This window comes from Synechococcus lacustris str. Tous, from assembly GCF_003011125.1.
Lineage (GTDB): Bacteria > Cyanobacteriota > Cyanobacteriia > PCC-6307 > Cyanobiaceae > Synechococcus_D > Synechococcus_D lacustris.
In genome coordinates, this window is sequence record NZ_PXVC01000015.1 from 1 (window position 1) to 20,833 (window position 20,833).

Annotated in this window: 24 protein-coding genes and 1 pseudogene; 3 read left to right on the top strand and 22 right to left on the bottom strand. The window is 55.1% G+C overall.

What is annotated here, in order from left to right; translation table 11 throughout:
* The 6 genes and pseudogenes from C7K08_RS05085 to C7K08_RS05110 form a co-directional block, all read right to left on the bottom strand.
* Positions 1 to 461 (bottom strand): annotated as a pseudogene (locus C7K08_RS05085) (hypothetical protein); the annotation flags it as partial.
* A gap of 36 nt (positions 462 to 497) precedes the next feature.
* Complete coding sequence (locus C7K08_RS05090; RefSeq protein WP_106499570.1) at positions 498 to 1,115, bottom strand: GspMb/PilO family protein; 618 nt, start codon at positions 1,113 to 1,115, stop codon at positions 498 to 500.
* Positions 1,112 to 1,795: a PilN domain-containing protein gene (locus C7K08_RS05095; protein WP_106499571.1), complete on the bottom strand. Its 684-nt coding sequence runs from the start codon at positions 1,793 to 1,795 to the stop codon at positions 1,112 to 1,114. Before C7K08_RS05095 ends, C7K08_RS05090 begins: the two co-directional genes overlap by 4 nt.
* Positions 1,788 to 2,606, bottom strand: a complete 819-nt coding sequence (locus C7K08_RS05100) for a type IV pilus biogenesis protein PilM (protein ID WP_106499572.1) — start codon at positions 2,604 to 2,606, stop codon at positions 1,788 to 1,790. The genes C7K08_RS05095 and C7K08_RS05100 overlap by 8 nt, the downstream gene beginning before the upstream one ends.
* Positions 2,607 to 2,627: 21 nt before the next feature.
* The gene (locus C7K08_RS05105; protein ID WP_106499573.1) at positions 2,628 to 3,797 is read right to left on the bottom strand and encodes a quinone-dependent dihydroorotate dehydrogenase; all 1,170 of its coding nucleotides are present in this window, start codon (positions 3,795 to 3,797) and stop codon (positions 2,628 to 2,630) included.
* Between the two features lie 2 nt (positions 3,798 to 3,799).
* Positions 3,800 to 4,546, bottom strand: a complete 747-nt coding sequence (locus tag C7K08_RS05110) for a ribonuclease H family protein (RefSeq protein ID WP_106499574.1) — start codon at positions 4,544 to 4,546, stop codon at positions 3,800 to 3,802.
* On the opposite strand from C7K08_RS05110, the gene C7K08_RS05115 reads away from it, so the two are divergent.
* Positions 4,515 to 5,159: a DUF3747 domain-containing protein gene (locus tag C7K08_RS05115; protein WP_161955818.1), complete on the top strand. Its 645-nt coding sequence runs from the start codon at positions 4,515 to 4,517 to the stop codon at positions 5,157 to 5,159. The two genes, C7K08_RS05110 and C7K08_RS05115, sit on opposite strands and share 32 nt — an antisense overlap.
* A 197-nt stretch (positions 5,160 to 5,356) precedes the next feature.
* Here C7K08_RS05115 and rplL read toward each other — a convergent pair whose 3' ends face one another.
* From rplL to gloA, 8 genes are all read right to left on the bottom strand, one after another.
* Complete coding sequence (rplL, locus tag C7K08_RS05120) at positions 5,357 to 5,740, bottom strand: 50S ribosomal protein L7/L12 (RefSeq protein WP_106499575.1); 384 nt, start codon at positions 5,738 to 5,740, stop codon at positions 5,357 to 5,359.
* 36 nt (positions 5,741 to 5,776) lie between these two features.
* Entirely contained in the window at positions 5,777 to 6,304 is a 528-nt protein-coding gene (rplJ, locus tag C7K08_RS05125) for a 50S ribosomal protein L10 (RefSeq protein WP_106499576.1), read from the bottom strand.
* 247 nt (positions 6,305 to 6,551) lie between these two features.
* Positions 6,552 to 7,259 (bottom strand): 50S ribosomal protein L1, encoded by a 708-nt coding sequence (gene rplA / locus C7K08_RS05135; protein ID WP_106499578.1) that lies wholly within the window; start codon positions 7,257 to 7,259, stop codon positions 6,552 to 6,554.
* A 69-nt stretch (positions 7,260 to 7,328) separates the two neighbouring features.
* Positions 7,329 to 7,754, bottom strand: a complete 426-nt coding sequence (gene rplK, locus C7K08_RS05140; protein ID WP_106499579.1) for a 50S ribosomal protein L11 — start codon at positions 7,752 to 7,754, stop codon at positions 7,329 to 7,331.
* Positions 7,755 to 7,858: 104 nt separating this feature from the next.
* The gene (gene nusG, locus C7K08_RS05145) at positions 7,859 to 8,521 is read right to left on the bottom strand and encodes a transcription termination/antitermination protein NusG (protein ID WP_390623288.1); all 663 of its coding nucleotides are present in this window, start codon (positions 8,519 to 8,521) and stop codon (positions 7,859 to 7,861) included.
* A gap of 29 nt (positions 8,522 to 8,550) precedes the next feature.
* Positions 8,551 to 8,847 carry a preprotein translocase subunit SecE gene (gene secE, locus C7K08_RS05150; RefSeq protein WP_241537065.1) on the bottom strand — a complete coding sequence of 99 codons (297 nt, stop codon included), beginning with the start codon at positions 8,845 to 8,847 and terminating at the stop codon, positions 8,551 to 8,553.
* A 26-nt stretch (positions 8,848 to 8,873) separates the two neighbouring features.
* Positions 8,874 to 11,486, bottom strand: coding sequence for an ATP-dependent Clp protease ATP-binding subunit (locus C7K08_RS05155; protein WP_106499602.1), 2,613 nt, complete (start codon positions 11,484 to 11,486; stop codon positions 8,874 to 8,876).
* Between the two features lie 4 nt (positions 11,487 to 11,490).
* The gene (gene gloA / locus C7K08_RS05160) at positions 11,491 to 11,877 is read right to left on the bottom strand and encodes a lactoylglutathione lyase (protein WP_106499581.1); all 387 of its coding nucleotides are present in this window, start codon (positions 11,875 to 11,877) and stop codon (positions 11,491 to 11,493) included.
* A gap of 73 nt (positions 11,878 to 11,950) precedes the next feature.
* Here gloA and eno point away from each other — a divergent pair, with 73 nt between their 5' ends.
* A complete protein-coding gene (gene eno / locus C7K08_RS05165; RefSeq protein WP_106499603.1) occupies positions 11,951 to 13,249 on the top strand; it encodes a phosphopyruvate hydratase in 1,299 nt (432 codons plus the stop codon).
* A 1-nt stretch (position 13,250) separates the two neighbouring features.
* Here eno and C7K08_RS05170 read toward each other — a convergent pair whose 3' ends face one another.
* The 4 genes from C7K08_RS05170 to C7K08_RS05185 are packed head-to-tail and all read right to left on the bottom strand — an operon-like array spanning position 13,251 to position 16,792.
* Positions 13,251 to 14,891 carry an ABC1 kinase family protein gene (locus C7K08_RS05170; RefSeq protein ID WP_106499582.1) on the bottom strand — a complete coding sequence of 547 codons (1,641 nt, stop codon included), beginning with the start codon at positions 14,889 to 14,891 and terminating at the stop codon, positions 13,251 to 13,253.
* An 8-nt stretch (positions 14,892 to 14,899) separates the two neighbouring features.
* Positions 14,900 to 15,193: a hypothetical protein gene (locus C7K08_RS05175; RefSeq protein WP_106499583.1), complete on the bottom strand. Its 294-nt coding sequence runs from the start codon at positions 15,191 to 15,193 to the stop codon at positions 14,900 to 14,902.
* Positions 15,190 to 15,510, bottom strand: a complete 321-nt coding sequence (locus C7K08_RS05180) for a hypothetical protein (protein ID WP_106499584.1) — start codon at positions 15,508 to 15,510, stop codon at positions 15,190 to 15,192. Before C7K08_RS05180 ends, C7K08_RS05175 begins: the two co-directional genes overlap by 4 nt.
* Positions 15,497 to 16,792 (bottom strand): cation:proton antiporter, encoded by a 1,296-nt coding sequence (locus C7K08_RS05185; protein WP_241537067.1) that lies wholly within the window; start codon positions 16,790 to 16,792, stop codon positions 15,497 to 15,499. The genes C7K08_RS05180 and C7K08_RS05185 overlap by 14 nt, the downstream gene beginning before the upstream one ends.
* Positions 16,793 to 16,949: 157 nt before the next feature.
* Here C7K08_RS05185 and C7K08_RS05190 point away from each other — a divergent pair, with 157 nt between their 5' ends.
* Positions 16,950 to 19,484: a glycogen/starch/alpha-glucan phosphorylase gene (locus C7K08_RS05190; RefSeq protein WP_106499586.1), complete on the top strand. Its 2,535-nt coding sequence runs from the start codon at positions 16,950 to 16,952 to the stop codon at positions 19,482 to 19,484.
* A 1-nt stretch (position 19,485) separates the two neighbouring features.
* Here the strand turns inward: C7K08_RS05190 and C7K08_RS05195 are convergent, their stop codons facing one another.
* The 4 genes from C7K08_RS05195 to C7K08_RS05210 all read right to left on the bottom strand — a co-directional run bounded on the left by C7K08_RS05195 (position 19,486) and on the right by C7K08_RS05210 (position 20,795).
* A complete protein-coding gene (locus tag C7K08_RS05195) occupies positions 19,486 to 19,908 on the bottom strand; it encodes a hypothetical protein (protein ID WP_106499604.1) in 423 nt (140 codons plus the stop codon).
* 34 nt (positions 19,909 to 19,942) lie between these two features.
* Positions 19,943 to 20,269 (bottom strand): hypothetical protein, encoded by a 327-nt coding sequence (locus C7K08_RS05200; RefSeq protein WP_106499587.1) that lies wholly within the window; start codon positions 20,267 to 20,269, stop codon positions 19,943 to 19,945.
* A 134-nt stretch (positions 20,270 to 20,403) separates the two neighbouring features.
* Positions 20,404 to 20,652, bottom strand: a complete 249-nt coding sequence (locus tag C7K08_RS05205; RefSeq protein WP_241537069.1) for a hypothetical protein — start codon at positions 20,650 to 20,652, stop codon at positions 20,404 to 20,406.
* Between the two features lie 11 nt (positions 20,653 to 20,663).
* On the bottom strand, positions 20,664 to 20,795 hold the full coding sequence (locus tag C7K08_RS05210; protein ID WP_341272134.1) for a DUF3721 domain-containing protein: 132 nt from the start codon (positions 20,793 to 20,795) through the stop codon (positions 20,664 to 20,666).
* Between the last annotated feature and the right edge of the window lie 38 nt (positions 20,796 to 20,833).

Genomic DNA, 20,833 nt, shown 5'->3' on the forward strand with positions numbered 1-20,833 from the left:
GCCACCGGCACCTGGCCCGGTGTGCGCAGGTCGTAGCTGCCGGAAACCCGTTGCGGCAGCTGTTGCGCCGCAAAACTCAACCTCAGCGATAGGCCGTCGTCGCTCACCACCGGCGTTGGCACCTGCCTGCCCTGCACCGGTGCCACCGACAGCACAAAGCGATTGCCACTGCCCTCAAGCACCACCGAGGCAAAACCCACCTCAGGCAATGCCAATTGCCTTATCCCATTGGCTAGCTGCACCTCCTTGCTGGTTGTTATCTCCACCTCCAAACCCATTCCCTTTTGACCAATGCGCACCTCCGCATTTGGACCCATCCCATCCAACAGCAACTGCACCGCGCCACCAGTGCGCAACACCCTTAAATCAGCCGCTGGTGCCGCCCAGGCCACCATCTGCATCGATTCCGGTGCCAGCAGCAGCCCCAGGCTTACCGCCATAAAGGCGCGCGCGGCATTCATTGAATAATTATCAGCCCGCGGATAATATCGATTWGATCARGGTTGCACCAGTGGCTGATAGGCCGTGAGCGTGAATTTCAACGTGGTTGTGGCAGCAGCTTTTRGATCTGCTTTTTGCCCCTCCAGTGATAAGTCACTGATCACMAGCAGCGGCGTTAACCATTCCAGCCTTCTTAAAAAGCTCAATAAATTTGGATAGCTGCCCTGCACCACCAGCAGCTGCTGATCTTTCTTAATGCCTTCACCAAGCAATGGATCAGCAGCAGATTTTGCTGCMGTTGTTTGTGGTTCRTAGCTCTCTAAACTCACCTCTGCTTTTGCTGCTTCTGCTCCCAATTGGCTCAATAGTGTTGCCAATGAACGGTTGCCAGCAACCAATTCCACCAGCTTTTTTTGTTGCCCCTTAGAGCGGGCTTCCTGTTGCAACAACCTGCCCTTTCCCCGCACCAGCCCTGGCAGGGCAGCTCTTTTATTTAGGTTTTCCTTTTCTAATTTTTCTAATTCCTGCAATTTATTTGCCGCCGGCACTAGGGCAAAGCCCGCAATAGCACCCGATAAAACAATGCCGGCCAACACCGGCAGCAGCAGTAATGCCCGTTCAGGGGTAATAAAACTCCATCCCTTACTGGCTTGATCCGGTTGAAAATTTGTCATGGCAATAACCCCAGCTGCTTGATTGCTTCCACCCGCGCCGCCATCCCCAAAGCACCCAACTGCTGCAATGGAAAACCTTTCTGCGCTTTGCTGTTATCAAAATCTGCTATTAATTCAAAACCCACCACCTCCATTTGTTCTTTCGCACTGCTTGCCTGTTCCTGTTGCGCTTTTTTTAAACGCACTGGTTTTTTAAAAAATAATGATTCCGCCATTGCTAATTGCAAAATATTGATCCGCTCAAATGCCGCTGGCGCCTGCGCCTGGCCCTTAAGGCTAAAAGTGCCGCTATCAGCCCGGGCGGTTTGCAGTTGCACCCCCTGCGGCGTTAATGCAGCTAATGCTGTTAAAAATGCCGAGGAAGATCGCACCGCAAGTAACCCATCCACCAAGCTTTTATTGGCTTGGTTCAACTTCAACACCTGGCYCTGCAATTTGATATTTCCCTGCAACAGTGAATCRTGCAAATTTGCATCCGGYTGCAGCTCCAGCACAGAAGCCTGCAATTGTTGTTGCCGCCAAACCATGCCCGCCCCCACCAGCAACACCACAGCCAATGGCACCAGCCCATAGGCAGCACCTTTAGTGAGCAATTGCTTTGGCGACACCAGCGGTTTAGGGCTAAGCCCCAACTCCTCCCGCCGTTGCCGCAGCAGATCTACCTGTAGGTGTTCAGCCATCTGCGATGCGTTGCGCCGTGCCTATGAGGCCGGCGAATGCTGCATCTGTCAATGGATCAGCGCTAAAAGCCSTTGCTAATGGCGCTAATTGCAACTCCYTCTTGCTGCTTTTTTGCAATCCCTCTAGCAAGCCCGGCTCCAATAATTCGCTACCCACCAGCCACAGGGGCTGCTGCTGCAACCGCTTTTGCCCATCCTCCAAGCGCTGCAGCAAGCCATTCAGTTCCTCCATAAAACCAGCCCCCAGCGCTGGCCCCATGCAATGGCGATACACAGGCTGCCCCCCCTGCCAAAACGTAAATAGCGATGCACTGGCCTGGAGATCAAGCAAAAGGCAATCAGCTGCTTTTGGATCACCCAATTCGATGCCAAGGGCCCGCARCTGSGCTAATTCGGCCACCTCKAGGAAATCCAGCTCCAAATCAGCAATCGCAAATASCTCAATCCAGCAATCAATCRTTTCGCTTTTGTTCAACAATGCCARCCACTCCCCAGGCCCAGCCATGGGCAGCWGCTGCAGCAACCGCCATTCCGTTTGGCCACTGGGTAATAACGCCGCGGCCGAGCGCAAATTCAAACCCGCCTGCAACACCAAATCACCTAATAAATCACCTAGCGCCGCTGCTTTTTGCGGCACACCAGCCACCACTAACCCCGCCGGCAGGGGCGCCAGSTCAGCGGCACTGGCCCCCGGCTGCCACAGGGCGATATGGCGATCATTTATTTCCACCGCTGCCGTGCCCCAACGGTTCAAACGCCTCCAGATCGGTGCAATCGCAAAAGCTGAATCACTTAACAGGCTTCCAAACACAACATTGCGGCAAACACCCCTTCAACATTCCCCAGCYAGCCAAGGCAATTCACAACCCACCGCCGCTTGGATTGATGCCAACCCATGGYGATCCAACTGTTGCTGCAACCCAGCCAAAATCCATGGCACCAATTCAGGGCCCCGATAAATCCAACCCGTATAAAGCTGCACCARGCTGGCCCCYGCTGCAATYCGTTCCCAGGCGGTTTCAGCGCTATCGATKCCACCCACTCCGATCAAGGGCAGTTGCGGCCCTGCATTAGCCCTTAAACAACGCAACACCTCCAGCGCCCGTTTACGCAATGGCGCACCGCTCAAGCCACCGGCTTCCTCCGCCAGGGTGCGGCCCGTTTGCGGCAACAGCCTTTCGCCAAGGCCAAAGCGATCCAGGCTGGTGTTAGTGGCAATCAGCGCTGCYAGGCCTTCGTCGTAGGCCAAGCGCGCCACCGCTGCAATTGCTTCATCCGTTAAATCCGGGGCGATCTTCACCAGCAATGGCGGGCAGGCAGGTTGGCGCCTTAGCTGCTCCACCAATTGCCGCAASAGGTTTTCATCCTGCAATTGCCTTAGGCCTGGGGTATTTGGCGACGACACATTGATCACCACATAATCRGCAAATGGTGCAAGCAGCGCCAGGGAATCGGCGTAGTCGTGGGCTGCTCGCTCAAGGGGCACCAGCTTTGATTTACCCAGGTTCAAACCCAACACCGCTGGCCGCTGGCCCACAGCCCCCAGCTGTTGCCGCTCCAAAAGCTTGGCTACCGCYGCCGCACCTTGGTTGTTGAAACCCATGCGATTTAAGGCTGCCTGCTCCTTTGCCAAGCGAAATAGGCGTGGCTTTGGATTGCCGGCCTGGGCAAGGGCCGTAACGGTGCCTAATTCAGCAAAACCAAAGCCAAAGTGATGCCAAATGCCAGCTGCCTCGGCGTTTTTATCAAAACCAGCAGCTAAACCCACTGGATTTTTAAAACAACAACCAAATAGGTTTTGCTCAAAACGTGGATCATGCAGTTGCAGGCTGCGTTCCATCGCCCCTAGGGCCGCAGCCATGGGGGCCAGCTGCCGCCAACGGCTGGCCTGGGCCAAGGCCTTCAGCGTTAAACCACTAAGCCATTCAGCATCAGCGCCTTCATCAGCTGCTAACAGGGGGCCAAAAAACCTTTGCCAGGGATCGAGCTGCTGTTTAGCCATCTTTATTGCTGCTCCTGGCGCTCAAGCCGCCAGCCGCCTTCCTGTTGGGGTGCCACGCGCCAATCACGCCAGGTGATTGCTGTTTCCCTATTTTCAAAGGCCGCCAATGGTTGTTCCAGCAACTGRGCTATTTCCACCGTTTTTAATAAATAACCACCCTGGGCAAGGCGATCGGCCAGYTCCAGGCGCGTTAGCAATTCTTTTAATGGCGCAGGGGCAAGATCTTGATCTTTAGCTGTTGTTTTTAGCTGTTCTTGATCCGGAATTGCTTCCTTGCGGGAATAGGCCACTGCAATTGCATCGCAACGGTCGTTGTCGGGGTCGCCGCTGTGGCCCTTCACATATGCCAAAGCCACATCAGCAAGGCGCGCGCCATCAAGGGCTTCCCATAGGTCGCGATTTAATACGGCTCCTCCGGCTGYGGTGCGCCAACCTTTGCGTTTCCAGCCCGGCAGCCATTTGCTAAAGCCATCGATCACATATTTGCTATCGGTGCGGATTGTTAAAGCTGGATCCCTTGGTAACTCYTTAAGGCGCTGCAATAGGGCATGGCAGGCGGTGAGTTCCATGCGGTTGTTGGTGGTGTGGGCTTCAAAACCACCCATTTCCTCCACCGTGCCATCGCTATAGCGCAGCAAACAACCCCAACCACCGGGCCCTGGATTACCCCTGCAGGCACCATCACAGGCAGCAGCCACCACCTTTCGGTACAAAGGGGTGCTGGTTGAACTTGAAATTGTGTTCTGCATAGGCCGAACCTACCGGGGGCTGGATCTCTTCAGCAGCGGTGTGGTGCTGCTGGCCCAGTTGTTTAGCAGCAGCCCCCTGGATCAACAACGCTTTCAAGTGTTGGCYCAACCATTGCGGGARGGGGGCTGGAAATTATTGGTGTTGGAACAGCTAAAACCAAGCCCCGCCTGCTGGCGAGTGCGCAGTGATGGGCTGGTGAGCCCAAGTTTGGTGCGCTTTGATTTTTCTGGCATCTGCAAYCGCTATATCGATAGCAATGGCTATTCCCTACGCATAAATCAAAAAGATYTWGCWACTTCCCACAGCCTGCAATTARTCCAGGAGGGCAGRAATTTATTACTGCTCGGCRTMCCGCAAGCCACGGGCAGCGCCCTGGTGGTGGCCAGTGCAGCGATCAACAACAAGGTGGGTAATGATGGCTTTTTAGCCCTGCAACTGGCGCCTGGCTGGCAATTAAGCCGCCGCACCTACAACGGCCAAGGGCTAAGCCATATTTATTTTTCAACCACTAAAACCAGCAGCAGCCCGCCACCGCCGCCAATCACACCCCGTGTAGATACGCCAAGGGGAGTGGTGCCAATCCGGGTTATCCCCTACAKGCCAATGCAATAACCGTCCAGCTGGGCAGTGCATTATTCATTCGCGGGGTAATTTATKCAGGTGTGAGGAGTGAGGACTCCACCAGGGTCGAAACAAGGCCAGACTCCTGGGAAAGTCCACACCCGAAGGTCCTGCTTAGCAGGGCCTTTTTTTTGTCAATAAAAAACCCCTGCAWTGCAGGGGTTTGCTGGCCTGAAATCAGGGCAAGATCACTTGATCGTAACCTTGGCACCCACTTCTTCCAGGGCCTTTTTAAGGGTTTCAGCGGCATCTTTAGCGATGCCTTCCTTAACGGGTGTTGGAGCTGCTTCCACCAAAGTTTTAGCTTCAGACAAGCCAAGGCCAGTGGCCTCACGCACAGCCTTCAGCACTTTGATCTTGGCGGCCGCATCGAAGCCATCAAGGATGACATCGAATTCGGTTTTCTCTTCAACAGCTTCAGCGGCRGCAGCCGGTGCAGCCATCATCACGGCGCCAGCAGATGCGGCGGCGGATACGCCAAAGGCCTCTTCAATCTGCTTAACCAGCTCGGAAGCTTCAAGCAGTGAAAGGGTCTTTAACGACTCAAGGATTTGGTCGGTTTTTGTAGACATGGTTAGGAGAGCAACAGAACGGGTGATCGGCGGATCTCAGCTGGCTTCGCCATCGGCGTGCTGTTTGAGCGCCCGGGCAAGGCCGGAAGGTACCTCGTTGATGCCCACTGCCAACTGGGTGGCAACGGCATTGATAGCCCCTGCAATCTGGGCGATAAGCACCTCCTTAGAGGGCAGGTCGCCGATTGCCTTGATGTCGTTTTGACTAAGCAGGCGGCCTTCATATAGGCCACCCTTCAATTCCGACTTCTTGCGGTCTTTTTGGAAAGACTGCACAGCTTTAACAGCACTACCAACATCGCCCTTAACAAGAACGAAGGCGTTGGTGCCGTTAAGCAGGGATTCGAGGTGACTCCAAGTGCTGTCGCCATCGATGGCGCGGCGCATCAAGGTGTTTTTAGTTACCTTGCAAACGCTGTTTGCTGCAGCTAAACGACCGCGAAGGTCGCCCAACTCCTTGATGGAGAGGCCGCAATAATCGAGCACTAGAGCCATTTCCGACTCACCGAGCAACTGCTTGAGTTCCTCGACGATCTGTTGCTTGTCCTCCAGCGTGCGGCCCATAGGTTGGAACGGATCAGGGGGAACAAGCTGGGCATTGCACACCGTTGGGAGGTAGCAACACCGATCCACTCCCTGATAGGGGGAAAACCGCTGAGCAAACCTCGGCAGGACTTATGGAATCCGCAAGGAAACCACCTGCTGTCTTCGGTTGCGGCAGGAACCAGGGAAATCCCCCAGAACCCCACGCTGGGCGCAAAGCCCTATTCCGGAAAACCGGAATTTAATAATTTAGCAGAGCAGCTAAGGCTCATTCACCAAATTTGAGGTCTTGCAGGGCAGACACATCCACTTCCACCGATGGGCCCATGGTGGATGTTATGTAGAGGCTTTTCCAATAACGGCCCTTAGCGCCACTTGGTTTGTTGCGATCTACGGTTTCTTGCACCGCCTTGAGATTCTCAAGCAGATCCTCAGGGGTAAAGCTTGCTTTACCGAATTGCACGTGCACGATGCCGCTGCGATCGGCCCGGAATTCCAACTTACCGGCCTTGAATTCAGCRATGGCACCCGCTAAATCGGTGGTAACGGTGCCGGTTTTGGGATTTGGCATCAAACCCCTGGGGCCAAGCACCCGGCCCAATTTGGCCACTTTCGGCATCATGTCTGGGGTGGCGATCAAYAGATCGAAATCCATGGCCCCACCAGCGATCGTATCCACCAATTCCTCATCACCCACCAGGTGGGCGCCGGCTGCTTTTGCTTCCGCCACCTTTTCACCCCTGGTGATCACAGCGATGCGGATATTGCGACCAGTGCCCTTTGGCAAAGCAACGGTGGTGCGCAACTGCTGATCGGTGTATTTGGGGTCGATGCCGAGGCGCACATGGGCCTCGAGGGTTTCATCAAATTTTGCGGTGGCGTTGGTTTTTACCAGGGCCACGGCCTCCAGCGGTGCATAGGGGCGGGGCTCGATGGCGGCCGCTGCAACGCGAAGGCGTTTTGAGAGGGTTTTCATGGATTTAATGGGGTGCAGGCGAAACCAATGGCTTCTCCCCCAGCGAGGGTGAATGGGTGATTAAGGAGCTCAGTCGGTAACGGCAACGCCCATGTTGCGGGCGGTGCCGGCGATGATCCGCATGGCGGATTCAACGCTGCTGCAATTGAGATCAGGCAACTTTGTGGTGGCGATCTCTTGGAGTTGGGCCTTGGAGATGGAACCCACCTTTCCCTTGGAAGATTGGGGTGCACCCTTTTCAATGCCGGCAGCTTTGCTGATCAGCACRGAAGCGGGAGGCGTTTTAGTGATGAAGGTGAAACTGCGGTCTTCAAAAACCGAAATTTCAACCGGGATCACATAACCAACCTTGTCTTGGGTACGGGCGTTGTACTCCTTGCAAAAGGCCATGATGTTTACCCCGTGCTGACCGAGGGCAGGACCCACGGGCGGTGCAGGGTTGGCCTTGCCGGCCTGAAGGGCCAGCTTGATGACGGCAGTGACTTTTTTAGCCATCGGCTACGAAACGCGGAACATTGCTGCGGTGCACCTTCGACGGCGCTATGGCGGTGGTAACCCACCGCCGATGGCCGCCCCCCGCAGCGGGGCGGCCCGGAGGATCAGTTGTCTTTACTGATCTGACCAAACTCCAATTCCACCGGGGTTTCCCGGCCAAAAATCGAAAGCAACGCCTTCAATTTGCTGCGGTCGCCTGAAATCTCGATCACTTCACCTTGGAAATCCTTAAACGGCCCAGCGGTAACCGTGATCCGATCGCCCTCGCTGAGATCTACCTTCACCACTGCCTTCTTCTCTTGGGCCCGCTTAAAGATCCGGTTCACCTCAGTGAGGCTTARGGGCCGTGGCTTGATCCTGCCCCTGGCGCGGCCGGTGGTRCGGCGCTCCTCATGGCCCACAAAGTTGATCACGTTTGGGGTGCTGCGCACCGCCTGCTCCGTGTCTTCATCCATCACCATGCGGATCAACACATAGCCGGGGAAAACCTTTTCCTCCGTGCTTTGGCGAGAGCCGTCTTTTTTAATTTTTATCGCCGGTGTTTGCGGTATTTCGATCTCCAAAATTCGATTTGAAACGCCAAGGGTGAGGGCCCGTTGCTCAAGGGTGGCCTTCACTTTTTTCTCGCAACTGGAGGCCACCTGCACCGCATACCAACGGGCTACCGCAGGGCGGGCACTCGCCTCTTCCTCTTCAGCCGTTTCAACGGGCAAATCGCTGGCTTCCAGCTCGGGCAGCGCCTCAAGGCTGGTATCCAGATCAGTGATGGTTTCGGTGAGCTCAGACAAGGGTGCAGTCAACGGAATAGCAGCTGGGACAGCCAATGGAAGAAACGATCAAGGGAGGCGATGGCAGCCGCTGAGATGGTCACCATCAACAAAACAGCAACGGATTCACTGATCAGTTGCTGGCGGCTGGGCCACACCACCCGACGCAGTTCAGCAATGGTGGATTCAATCCAACCACCGGGGCCTGAACCCTGGGGGCTAGGGGGCTCTGGCACCACTGCCTTAGCAGGCAAACCAGCAGCATCCACCACCATGCCCTCAGGGGCGGTGGGGTTACCAGGTTGATTGGGCTGGCTAAAAACCACAATCCTCCAACCTGCAAACAGCCACCCTACATAACAGGGCGAAAACTTGGCAGATCCGCTTCCATTTCCACCAATACGGCGCGGGCAGCGCTGAACTTTTCCTCCAGCATCGCCGTTGCCAATGGGTTCTCCAATTGGCGCCGCAGCAGCCGCCGCAGGGGGCGGGCCCCATATTCAGGGTCGTAGCTTTCCCGCGCCAGCCAGGCCACCACCGCTTCCTGCACCTGCAATTCCAAGCCCTGTTCCTGGAGCAGTGCCTGCAATTCCCGCAACTGCAGGCGCACGATCGGTTCCAGGTCTTCTGGTTGCAGCGGCCTAAAGCGGATTAATTCATCGATGCGATTAAGAAATTCAGGCCGGAAATGGGCCGCCAAGCTTTTATCAACTTCCGCATCCAAGGCATCGCTATTGCCATCGCGGGCATGGCTGAGGATCGCCCGGCTAGCCAAATTGCTGGTCATCACCACAACGGTGTGGCGGAAATCAACGCTGCGGCCCTGGGAATCGCTCAGCCTTCCATCATCAAGCACCTGCAGCAAAAGRTTGAACACATCGGGATGGGCYTTYTCCACCTCATCCAGCAACACCACCGCATAGGGCCGTTGCCGCACCGCTTCTGTGAGTTGGCCGCCCTCCTCGTAGCCCACATAGCCGGGGGGCGCACCGATTAAACGGGCCACGGCATTGCGYTCCATAAATTCGCTCATATCAAGCCGCACCAGCGCATCTTCTTGATCAAACAAACAGGCGGCCAAGCTGCGGGCCAGCTCCGTTTTTCCCACGCCCGTGGGGCCCATAAACAAAAAGGAACCCACCGGCCGGCGCGGATCCTTCATGCCTGCCCTAGCMCGGCGGATTGCAGCCGCCACCGCCGCCACCGCCTCTGCTTGCCCCAACACCTTTTCGCCTAGCCGTTGCTCCAACTCCAATAACTTCTGCCTTTCACCGGCTAGCAAGCGCTGKATCGGAATGCCGGTGGTGCGGGCCACCACATCGGCGATATCACCCTCCTGCACCTGATCGCGCAGCAGGCGCCCCCCCTGTTGGATCACCTGTTCAAGGGCTTGGCGGCGCTTTTGCACATCGTGCTCAAGCTCCACCTGCAASCGGGCCATCTCCTCCCAATTGGTGAGCCGTTCCGCTTCATTGATGCCGTGGCGTAGTTCCTCCTCCCGCTGTTGCAACTGGCGTAGTTCCTGCAGCTGTTCCCTTTCCTGCTGCCATTGGTCTTGCAAGGCTTCAAGCCGATCTAAGGCTTCATTGCGCCGTTGTTGGTGCTGAATGGCTTCTGGGTTTGGGCCCTGTTCAGCCGCCAGWAGGGCCCGCTCCACCCGCCGCAGTTCAGCTTCCGMCTGTTCCACCAGGGCTGGTTTRGAGGTGGCCTCCATCTTTAATTCCGCCGCYGCTTCATCGATTAGATCGATCGCCTTATCGGGTAAGCAACGGTCGCTGATGTAGCGATCAGCAAGCCGTACCGCCGCCTCAAGGGCGCCATCGCTGAGGCTCACCCCATGGTGCAACTCATAGCGCTCCCGCACCCCCCGCAAGATTTCAAGCGACACCTCAAGGCTTGGTTCCTTAATCAGCAATTGCTGGAAGCGGCGATTTAAAACCGGATCCTTTTCCAAGGTGCGGCGATATTCCTCAATGGTGGTGGCGCCAATGCAGCGCAATTCRCCGCGGGCYAGGGCTGGTTTCAGCACACTGCCGGCATCGGCGCCAGCGCGATCGCCATTAACGAGCGTGTGCAATTCATCGATAAATAACACCACCCCCTCTGGCCCCTCATCGGCGGCGGCAATGTCGTTAAGCACCTGCCGCAACCGTTCCTCAAATTGACCGCGGTATTTAGCGCCGGCGATCAAGGCACCGAGATCCAAAGAAATCAARCGGCGACCCTTAAGCGAATCGGGCACCTCACCGGCCACGATGCGCTGGGCTAACAATTCAGCGATGGCRGTTTTACCAACCCCCGCTTCACCGATCAAAACCGGATTGTTTTTACTGCGCCTTGAAAGCACCTGAATTAAGCGGCGAATCTCGCTATCGCGGCCGATGACCGGATCTAATTCACCCTTACGGGCAAGGGCCGTGAGGTCGCGGCCGTAYTGATCAAGGGCTGATGGTTCCGGTTGTAGTTGTTCTAGTTTTGCTTGATCTAATTTTGATTGTTCAAATTGTTGTTGATTAACGGGCAATTGTTCGGCTGGTTTGTTTTCAACCGGCTGCTGCAACTGRCCAAATAGGTCGGCGCCAATGCGCGGTTCCGTTTGCAATRCCTGCCAAAGGTGGGAGCCATCAATGCGGCGCAATCCCTGCCGCTCCCGGGCCTGATCAGCGCCATCAAGCAATAGCTCAAGGGCTTCYCCCACATAAAGCGTATTGCTGCTGCGGGTGGGCTGCTGGGCGCAAAAATCATCAACGGCATCCAGCAGGTTGGCCTGGTTGAAGCCATAGGGCGCCATCAATTCAGCGCAGCGGGGTTCCTCCAGAAATGCCTGCAGCAAATGCTCCACATCCAGCTCCCCATGGCGCCAGCGGCGGGCCTGGTCCTGGGCTGCYAAMAGCAAATCCCAGGCCAGATCAGTGAACTGATCCGGAGCTGTGGTGAGGCTGAAGGAAGCGTTTGAGGAACCCATCAATTCAACTTTTCTGCTGAATCAGTTCAATCTTGTAGCCATCGGGATCTTCCACAAAAGCGATCACCGTGGTGCCGTGTTTCATCGCACCGGGTTCCCTCACTATTTTGCCGCCCTTGGTGCGGATCATTTCACAGGTTTCGTTGATGTTGCTAACGCCAAGGGCGATATGGCCATAGCCGGCACCAAGGTTGTAGCTGCTGGTGTCCCAGTTGTGGGTGAGTTCCAACACAGTGTTGTTCTCTTCAGGGCCATAACCCAAAAACGCCAAKGTGAAGCGACCGCTGGGATATTCCTTGCGGCGCAATAGATCCATCCCTAAAACCTCGGTGTAGAAAGCGATAGATCGCTCCAAATCACCAACCCGCAACATCATGTGAAGCAAACGCATTTACTTATGTGCCTGTGGTTGCGGCCATTGTGGCGCTCTTATCTGCATAATGACCCCGCTTGGCTTGAACCCTGTGTTCGATTCTCTCGACCTTGTGATCGACACGGTGGTGGCACGGGAGGTTCTTGATTCCCGCGGCACCCCAACGGTGGAGGCAGAGGTTTTATTGGAAGGTGGCGCCAGCGGCAGGGCCATGGTTCCCAGYGGCGCCAGCACCGGTGCCCATGAGGCCCATGAATTGCGCGATGGCAACAGCCAGCGTTATTTCGGCAAAGGCGTAACCCAAGCKGTTGCCAACGTGGAGGAGCGGATCGCCCCGGCCCTTTGCGGTTTGATGGCCCTCGACCAAAGCGCTGTGGATGCAGCCATGGCCGAACTCGATGGCAGCGACAACAAATCATCCCTAGGGGCAAATGCGGTGTTGGCGGTGAGCCTCGCCGTGGCCCGCGCCGCCGCCAATGGCGTTGGCTTGCCSCTCTATCGCTACCTGGGGGGCCCGTCAGCCACGCTGCTGCCGGTGCCCTTGATGAATGTGATCAACGGTGGTGCCCATGCCACCAATAACCTCGATTTCCAGGAATTCATGGTGGTGCCCCACGGGGCAGATAGCTTCCGTGAAGCCCTGCGCATGGGCGCCGAGGTGTTCCACACCCTCAAGGGTTTATTGAACGAAAAGGGACTATCAACAGCTGTTGGTGATGAGGGTGGATTTGCACCTGATTTAGATAACAATGATGCAGCTGCTGCACTATTAATTSAGGCGATTGAAAAAGCTGGATATAAAGCTGGCGATCAAATTTCCCTAGCCCTTGATGTGGCTAGCACCGAATTTTTTAGCAATGGCAGCTATAGCTTTGGCGGCAATAGCTACAGCAGCGCTGAAATGGTCGACCAGTTAGCGCAACTGGTTAGCCGCTATCCAATCRTTTCTGTTGAAGATGGCATCGCTGAAGATGAYTGGGATGGCTGGAARCTATTAACCGATCGGCTCGGCAGCAATGTGCAGCTGGTAGGTGATGATTTATTTGTTACCAATAGCTCTAGATTGCAACGGGGCATCGATCTAGGCATTGCCAATTCAATTTTAATTAAAGTGAATCAAATCGGTTCCTTAACTGAAACATTGCAAGCGATTGATCTTGCCAATCGCGCCGGTTACACCAGTGTTATTAGCCACCGCAGTGGTGAAACAGAAGACACCACCATCGCCGACCTAGCCGTKGCCACCAGGGCGGGTCAAATCAAAACCGGTTCCCTCAGCCGCTCCGAGCGCATCGCTAAATACAACCAGCTGCTGCGCATTGAAGATGAGCTGGGCGGCCAGGCGATCTACGCCGGCAGGGAAGGCAGGGGTCCCCGCGGCCGCCGCTGAWTCAACTAAGCCTATCCAGCCTTAAATCCCGGGCGATCCGGCCCGAAAGCCGCAACCAACCCCAGGCCACCGGTAGGGCACCAACMCCTGGCAGCAGKGCCRAAGCCGGCCTRGCGCCGGCGGCAAGCACCGCCGCTGCTATGGCCAATGCCCCSAGCAGCACCGCYTGACCACTTAATTGCTGGCTAAGGGCTAAGCGGCGCAGCAGGCGATCRCTTTCACCAGCRCGGATTTGAAGTTGCAGRTCCCCCTGCTCCAGCCGSGCTAGGCCTTCATCCAAACGCTTGGGTAAACCCAAGGCCCTGGTGCTTACCTGGGCCGCTTGACGGGAGAGGTCGTTGAATAATTCCGAAGGGCCGGATCCACTGGAGGTCATTAARGGCAGTAGATAGGGCTTTGCTATCGCCACCAAGCTAAAGCCAGGATCAAGGCTGCGGCCAACCCCCTCAAATGTTGATAGGGCCCGCAGCACAAAGATCAATTCCACCGGTAGGCGAAARGGCTGGCCATAAACCAAGTCGTAAAGGTCGGCGGAAATCCGCTGCAATATCTCACCGCTAAAAGGAGGTGTGAGGGCTTCCTCAAGCATCACCCGCACCAGMCGCCGCACCGGRCCTGGATCGATGCCAGCTTCTATAACTCCCGCCTGTTGCAGTTCCTGCACCAAGCCAGCTGCATCCCTGAGGGCCGCCGCCCGCACCATGGCCCCAAGGCGCCGCCGCAACCGTGGTGACACCTGACCCATCATGCCGAAGTCGTAATAGATCAAGCCGCCATCAGCAGCTACGGCCAAGTTGCCCGGGTGGGGATCAGCATGGAAAAAACCAAACCGCACCAATTGCTGCAGGTAGCTGGTGGCACCCAGTTCAGCCACTGCTGTTGGATCAATACCTTCCGCTATTAATTGCTCSCGGTTGGTGATCTTGATGCCGGGCAGGTAATCGAGGCAAAGCACCCGTTGGCTCGATAGTTCCCACACCACCGCTGGAATYCGGATTTGAGGATCCTCTAAAAATTGCTGACGAAAGCGGGCTGCATGTTCTGCCTCGATGCGGAAATCAAGCTCCCGCAGCAGCACCCGTTGGCATTCCTTTGCCATCGCCACCCAATCCCTACCCCTGCCCCAACTGGGATGGCGCTGCAATAGGGCCGCCACYTGAGCCATCACCACTAAATCAAGCCGRAATAAAAATTCCAAGCCGGGGCGCTGCACCTTGAGCACCACATCACGGCCACTGCGCAAACGGGCGCGATGCACTTGGGCAAGGCTGGCGGAACCCAATGGTTCGGCATCGATCTCAACGATTTCCTGGCAGCGGGGCCCCAATTCCTTTTCCAGCCGTTGTTCCACCTGGCTGAAGGGGAAAGGCGGCACACGATCCTGCAGCCGCGCCAATTCCTCCACCCATGCAGCCGGCAGGATGTCGGGGCGAGCCGATAGCAAYTGGCCCAATTTGATRAAGGCAGAACCCAATGCCAAAAGGGTTTCCACCAACCACTGGGCTAGGCGCTGGCTGCGGCGTAGGCGCCGCTGTTCCGTGATGCCGCCGATGTAAGTGAAGGCTTGGCCATCCCACCAAAGCCGYGCCAGCAAGAGCAACACCACCCGCCARATGCGCAGGGAACGCCAAAAACTGCGCACTGCCARCTTCAAACCTGGTCCTCTARTAAACGGTTGAAACTGGCCACCTGTTCGCGTAAACCATCAACCTGTTCCTGCAGGCCAGTGGGGGCATCTGTTGWKGGGGAGGCASTTGGATTGCCATCGAGGCGATCGGCCTCAGCCTGCACCTCCTCCCAAAAAAGTTGCAGGTCGGTTCTTATTTTTTGGGGTGCATCTTGAGCTAAAAGRCTTARTTGGGCAGCGGCATCGATGGCRCTRCTGCTGGCCCTAGCTGCTAGCCGATTTAAGGCAGCCTGCAAAAGCGTATCGGGGGTGCTCATGGCGGGGGAAGGGCTGGAGCAGATTCTGGCGCCATTGGTGGCTCAAGCGGGGGAACTACTGGTGGAGCCAATGGAGGAATTAGCTCYGGTGTGGCCAGCAAATCCACCCGATCYAAGCCRTAGCGCATGCGCAAACTCTCCAAACCGGTGCCGGGAAAGCTCTTTAGCTCAAATCTTTCGCCAAGCCGCACCAAATTGGCAAAGCGGCCRTCTAGCAAACGATGGGTAATGCCAAAAGTTAAACCAAAACACAAACCCACCAGCAACGGTGCTGAAGGATTCCAGGGATTGGGCCGTTTGCGTTTAGGAGTTGCCATCGGCAGTTTGCAACTGATCTGCTGGGATTGCTAARCGCAACAGGATCGGTGCCAAAAAGGTGGTGCCAATCACCATTATCAAAATTGCCGCCTCTAAAGAAGGTGTAAGCAAACCGGCAGTGGTGCCTAAACCAAGAAATATCAAACCCACCTCACCCCTGGGCATCATCCCYAAACCCACCACCAATCGGTTGGTGGGCACGGCACTAAGAAAACTCCAACCGGAGGCCAATTTGCCAAGGATGGCAACGGCAAACAGAAAAGCWGCCACCACCAGGCCGGCCCGGTTAGCTGGAGTAGTTGGATCCAACACCGATAAATCCATGGCGGTGCCGATCAACACAAAAAAGATCGTTGCGAATAGGGAAACCAAGGGTTTTACCGTTTCTTGAATCGCCTCTGTGTGGMKCGAACGGCTRAGGATCAAACCAGCGGCAAAGGCCCCTAAGGCAGCCTCTAAGCCAATGGCCGTAGCCCCAAAACAACACAAACAAAGCACCAGGAATGAGGCCACCACGATTTCACCTGGGGCCTTTAGGCGATCTACTARRWAATCAAAGGGRCGWGCTGCCGTGCGGCTAAGGCCAATGGCCGCAAGCACAAACAGCAATGCAGCTGCAACCAACTGCAGGATCGGGCCCATGCTCAAGCCCCCATCGCTGGCAAGGGCCACCACCACCGCCAGCACAACGATGCCGATGATGTCGTCRAGCACTGCAGCACCGATAACGATCTGCCCCTCCCGCGATCGCAACATGCCCAGCTCGCCAAACACACTGGCGGTAATGCCAATGCTGGTGGCTGTCATCGAGGCACCRGCAAACACTGCAGGCACCAAATCCACGTGGAATAAAGCCATCAGGCCGGCGGTGCCTAGGGCAAAGGGCAAGATCACCCCAGCCAAGGCAACGGTGCTGGCCTGCATCCCCACAGCGATTAACTCATCCAGTTCGCTCTCCAAACCGGTGAGAAATAACAATGAATARAGGCCGATGCTGGCCACCGCCTGCAGAAACGGATAGGTGCCATTTGAGATCTGATTCACCTGTTCACTGCTCACCTCCCCCAATTGGCCGGTGAGATTAAGCAGCCAGGGCGCCGTTGCCACACCACTTTCCGGCGGCACCACCAAATGCAACCCCGACACGCCAAGTAATACCCCCGCCAACAATTCACCAAGGATTGTGGGCAGCTGCAGCCGCACCATCAACTCCCCCAAAAGCCTTGCCGCCACGAGGATTAATAAAAAACGTCCCGCCACCACAAGRGTTGTGGCCTCCACAACGGCGTGGCTGTTAGCGAACAGAGGGGTCACTGAAGCCTGGGCCTTATCTGTGCTCCAAGTATCCGCTAACGGGGTGCTTAAAAAAGGCTTTGGCCACTCTTAACAGTTCTTTCCTGCGCCATCGCTACGGTTCAAGTAAGCCCTTGAACAGGTCATGAGCCAGCAACCTACGGAATTCAGCATGCCCACCCCCAGTTGCTACGCCGATCCAGAACGGAGTGGCCTTGGCGCAGGCGATTTATTTGCTGGTATCACTGAACATTTGTTTTTCACCCTGGGCAAGCTGGCCACTAATGCCACCCCCCACGACCTCTACATGGCCCTGAGCTATGCGGTGCGGGATCGACTAATGACCCGGTTCCTGGCGGGTAAGGARGCMTTRGCAAACCAACCCAGTAAAACCGTTGCCTAYTTATCAGCTGAATTTTTAATCGGCCCCCAACTGGGTAACAACCTGGTGATGCTGGGCATTGAAAAGGAGGCRGCTGAGGCGATTAGCCGCTTCAACAACAGCGATATTGCCAAGATCCTTGATGTGGAAGAAGAACCAGGGCTTGGTAATGGTGGCCTGGGTCGTTTAGCTGCTTGTTATATGGAATCGCTGGCCAGCCTGGAAGTGCCAGCTGTTGGTTATGGSATCCGCTATGAATTTGGCATTTTTGATCAATTGATCCGTGATGGCTGGCAGGTAGAAATCACCGATAAATGGCTTAAAGGTGGCTGGCCATGGGAATTAACCCATCCCGACCAAGCAGTGTTTGTTGGTTTYGGCGGACGCACCGAGGGCTACACCAACGAAAAAGGTGAATATCGCGCCCGCTGGATTCCMGCTGAACATGCAATCGGCATACCCCACGACGTGCCGGTTTTGGGATACAAAGTAAACACCTGCGACCGCCTGCGGCTATGGCGCGCTACCGCCAGTGAATCCTTTGATTTCTATTCATTCAATATTGGTGATTACTACGGTGCAGTAGAGGAAAAAGTTGGTTCTGAAACCCTTTCTAAGGTGCTTTATCCCAATGATGGCACCGATGAAGGCAGGCGCTTGCGTTTAAAGCAACAGCACTTCTTTGTTAGCTGCAGCCTGCAAGACATGCTGCGCAACTTGGATAAGCGCGGCATTCCTGCAACTGAATTCCCCCAGCATTGGGCGGTGCAATTAAACGACACCCACCCGGCCATCGCCGTGGCGGAATTAATGCGCCTCTTGCTTGATGATAAAAACCTGGAATGGGATGTGGCTTGGGATATAACAAGCCGCTCCTTGGCTTACACAAACCACACCCTGCTACCAGAAGCGCTGGAGAAATGGGGGCTGCATTTATTTGCAAGTTTGYTGCCAAGGCACCTGGAACTTATTTATGAGATCAACCGCCGTTTCCTGCAACAGGTGCGTTTAAARCACCCCGGYGACGACAGCATCCTGCGCAAACTATCGATCATTGATGAGGATGGCCATAAGGCAGTGCGCATGGCCCACCTTGCAACGGTTGGCGCCCACCATGTGAATGGCGTTGCCAGGCTGCACTCCGATTTAGTTAAAAGCAGCTTGATGCCGGAATTTGCAGCTTTATGGCCTGAAAAATTCACCAACGTAACCAATGGTGTTACACCAAGGCGTTGGATGGCCCTATGCAATCCACCCCTACGCAAACTACTTAATGATGCAATTGGTGATGGCTGGCTCCATAACCTAGATGAATTGCGCCAGCTGGAGCGCTATCAACATGATGATRGCTTCCTGCAGCATTGGGAGCAAACAAAACTTGGCGTAAAGCGCGATCTTGCCGCTTATATCCATAGCCACACCGGTGTGCTTGTGGATCCGGCTTCCCTATTTGATGTGCAGGTAAAACGAATCCATGAATATAAACGCCAACATCTAAATGCCCTGCAGGTTATCGCYCAATACCTGCGAATTAAGAATGGCCAAGGCGATGGCATTGCACCAAGAACAGTGCTGTTTGGYGGYAAGGCAGCCCCYGGCTACTACATGGCAAAACTGATTATTCGTTTTATTAATGGCATTGCTGAAACGGTTAATTCAGATCCGGATATGGATGGCCGCCTGCGGGTTGTGTTCCTGCCTGATTACAACGTGAAACTGGGTGAACGGGTTTATCCTGCCTCCGATCTATCTGAACAGATTTCCACTGCAGGTAAGGAGGCATCMGGCACTGGCAATATGAAATTTGCCATGAATGGTGCCTTAACTATCGGCACCCTGGATGGGGCCAATGTGGAAATCCGCGAACAGGTGGGAGCTGAAAACTTCTTCCTATTCGGACGCACCACACCGGAAATAGAAGAGCTGCGTCATCAGGGTTATCGCCCATGGGAAATCCTTGAAACCCTGCCTGAATTGCAACAGGTATTACATGTGATCGAACAGGGTCATTTCAGCAATGGCGATACCGAACTATTCCGGCCACTTGTGGATAACCTACGCGGCCAAGATCCGTTCTTCCTGTTTGCCGATTTTGCCTCCTATATGGATAGCCAAAATCAAGTGAGCCAGGCYTGGTCTAACCGCCAACATTGGAATCGCATGAGCCTATTAAATACTGCGCGGATGGGTTATTTCTCCTCCGACCGTTCAATCAAGGAATATTGCGAACATATTTGGAAAGCAACTCCATTTCCCATCACCATAAGCRCAGCAGCTRATAAGGAAATAAATTCCTAAATCARCTCAAATCGGGGGTTTGATGGAGCAAGCGGTTTAAACGTAAGCGGTCGGCATTGAGGGGATCAGGGGCTAGCTCACCAGCTAGCTCCTGGAATTTCTGTTCAACCGCTTCTGGTACACGCACATCAAAAATACGCTCCATCAACACTTCAATTGARAAAAGATGGGCRTTTACGTTTTCCAGATCAGCTAACGCTTGCTGCAGGCTTTCATCTTCCGCTGGCAATTCTTGGCCTGGGTTAGCGGCATCTGGCACTTTTTGGAGATCTTCCAAAACCCTGCCGGCCAGGGTGCGAAAAGCTTGYAGRGCAGCCCAATTTAATTCCTGCTGCTGACGCAGGCTGGGATTTTCCCTTATCAGCCGATCGTGTTCCCGGTAAAACCGCAGACAATCAGGGCATTGGCAGGGCTCTTCTGGCACCGTGCTCCCTTCTTCACCAAAACCCATCATGCCATCAGGCGGCTAATTGCCCATCGTCGTCTTCATATTCTGCCTCCTCTTGGCCGGCAGCAACGGGCAGGGGAATTTCAATGGTGCTAACCACCTGAATCACATCCCGCAGGCGCATGGCATCAGCAAACCAACCCATGGCCTGCTCCACATCACCCCTGCGTTCCGCATCACTGGCTTGATCCTCATGGGCTTCAGCAAGTAGGGCGAGCCAACACAAACTGCGGGCTTGCACTACGGAAAGATCTAATTCAGCGGGAGAATTTCCGGCGATGCGTTCACTTTCCTGTTGCACCAACAGGCGTAAACGCARATCGTGGAGCTGGGTCATGACTCCTTGGTGGCCGCACCTACGCTAGCTACGGTGGCAGGGATGCAACAGCCCACCACCTGTGGAGGTGGCGCAGCTTTATAAGATTCCGGCCCTTAATGTTCTAGCAACTTTTCCTTAATCCAATTGCTTCGTTAGTGGGTTTCGAGCTTTTTTGACCKCGGCAGAAGTAGAAGTAAGCCTGAGGCGATCAATACAAGCGTTAATAGMCCAAGCAGCAGGGAGTAGTAGGGCTGCAGATTGAGCACACCAAATTTCCCCGTGTGGATCTTTAACAACCAAAAGGCATCGATACCCTGCTCCAATAAAAGGCCGTATAGGGAACCACTAGCAGCTGTAATTAAAAGCGGAATGGCGGCGATGGGCACAACTAAGCGGTGCAATTTGCGGGGCTTCAWTGCTTACGCAACTCCTTATGCAAATTAMTTTCATCGGCGCAGGGCATCCAAAGGCCATTATTTTGATGGCTGCCTTTACAACCGAGTTCAAGGGCACGTTTTTCAGCTTCTGCCYGGGTTTTATACATGCCTTTGCTGTGGGCTAACACAAAATTTGGMAGCAAAC

Excerpts from the sequence above, each read along its gene's own strand:
- rplJ (WP_106499576.1), bottom strand. The coding sequence starts at position 6,304 with ATGGGCCGCACGCTGGAGGACAAGCAACAGATCGTCGAGGAACTCAAG.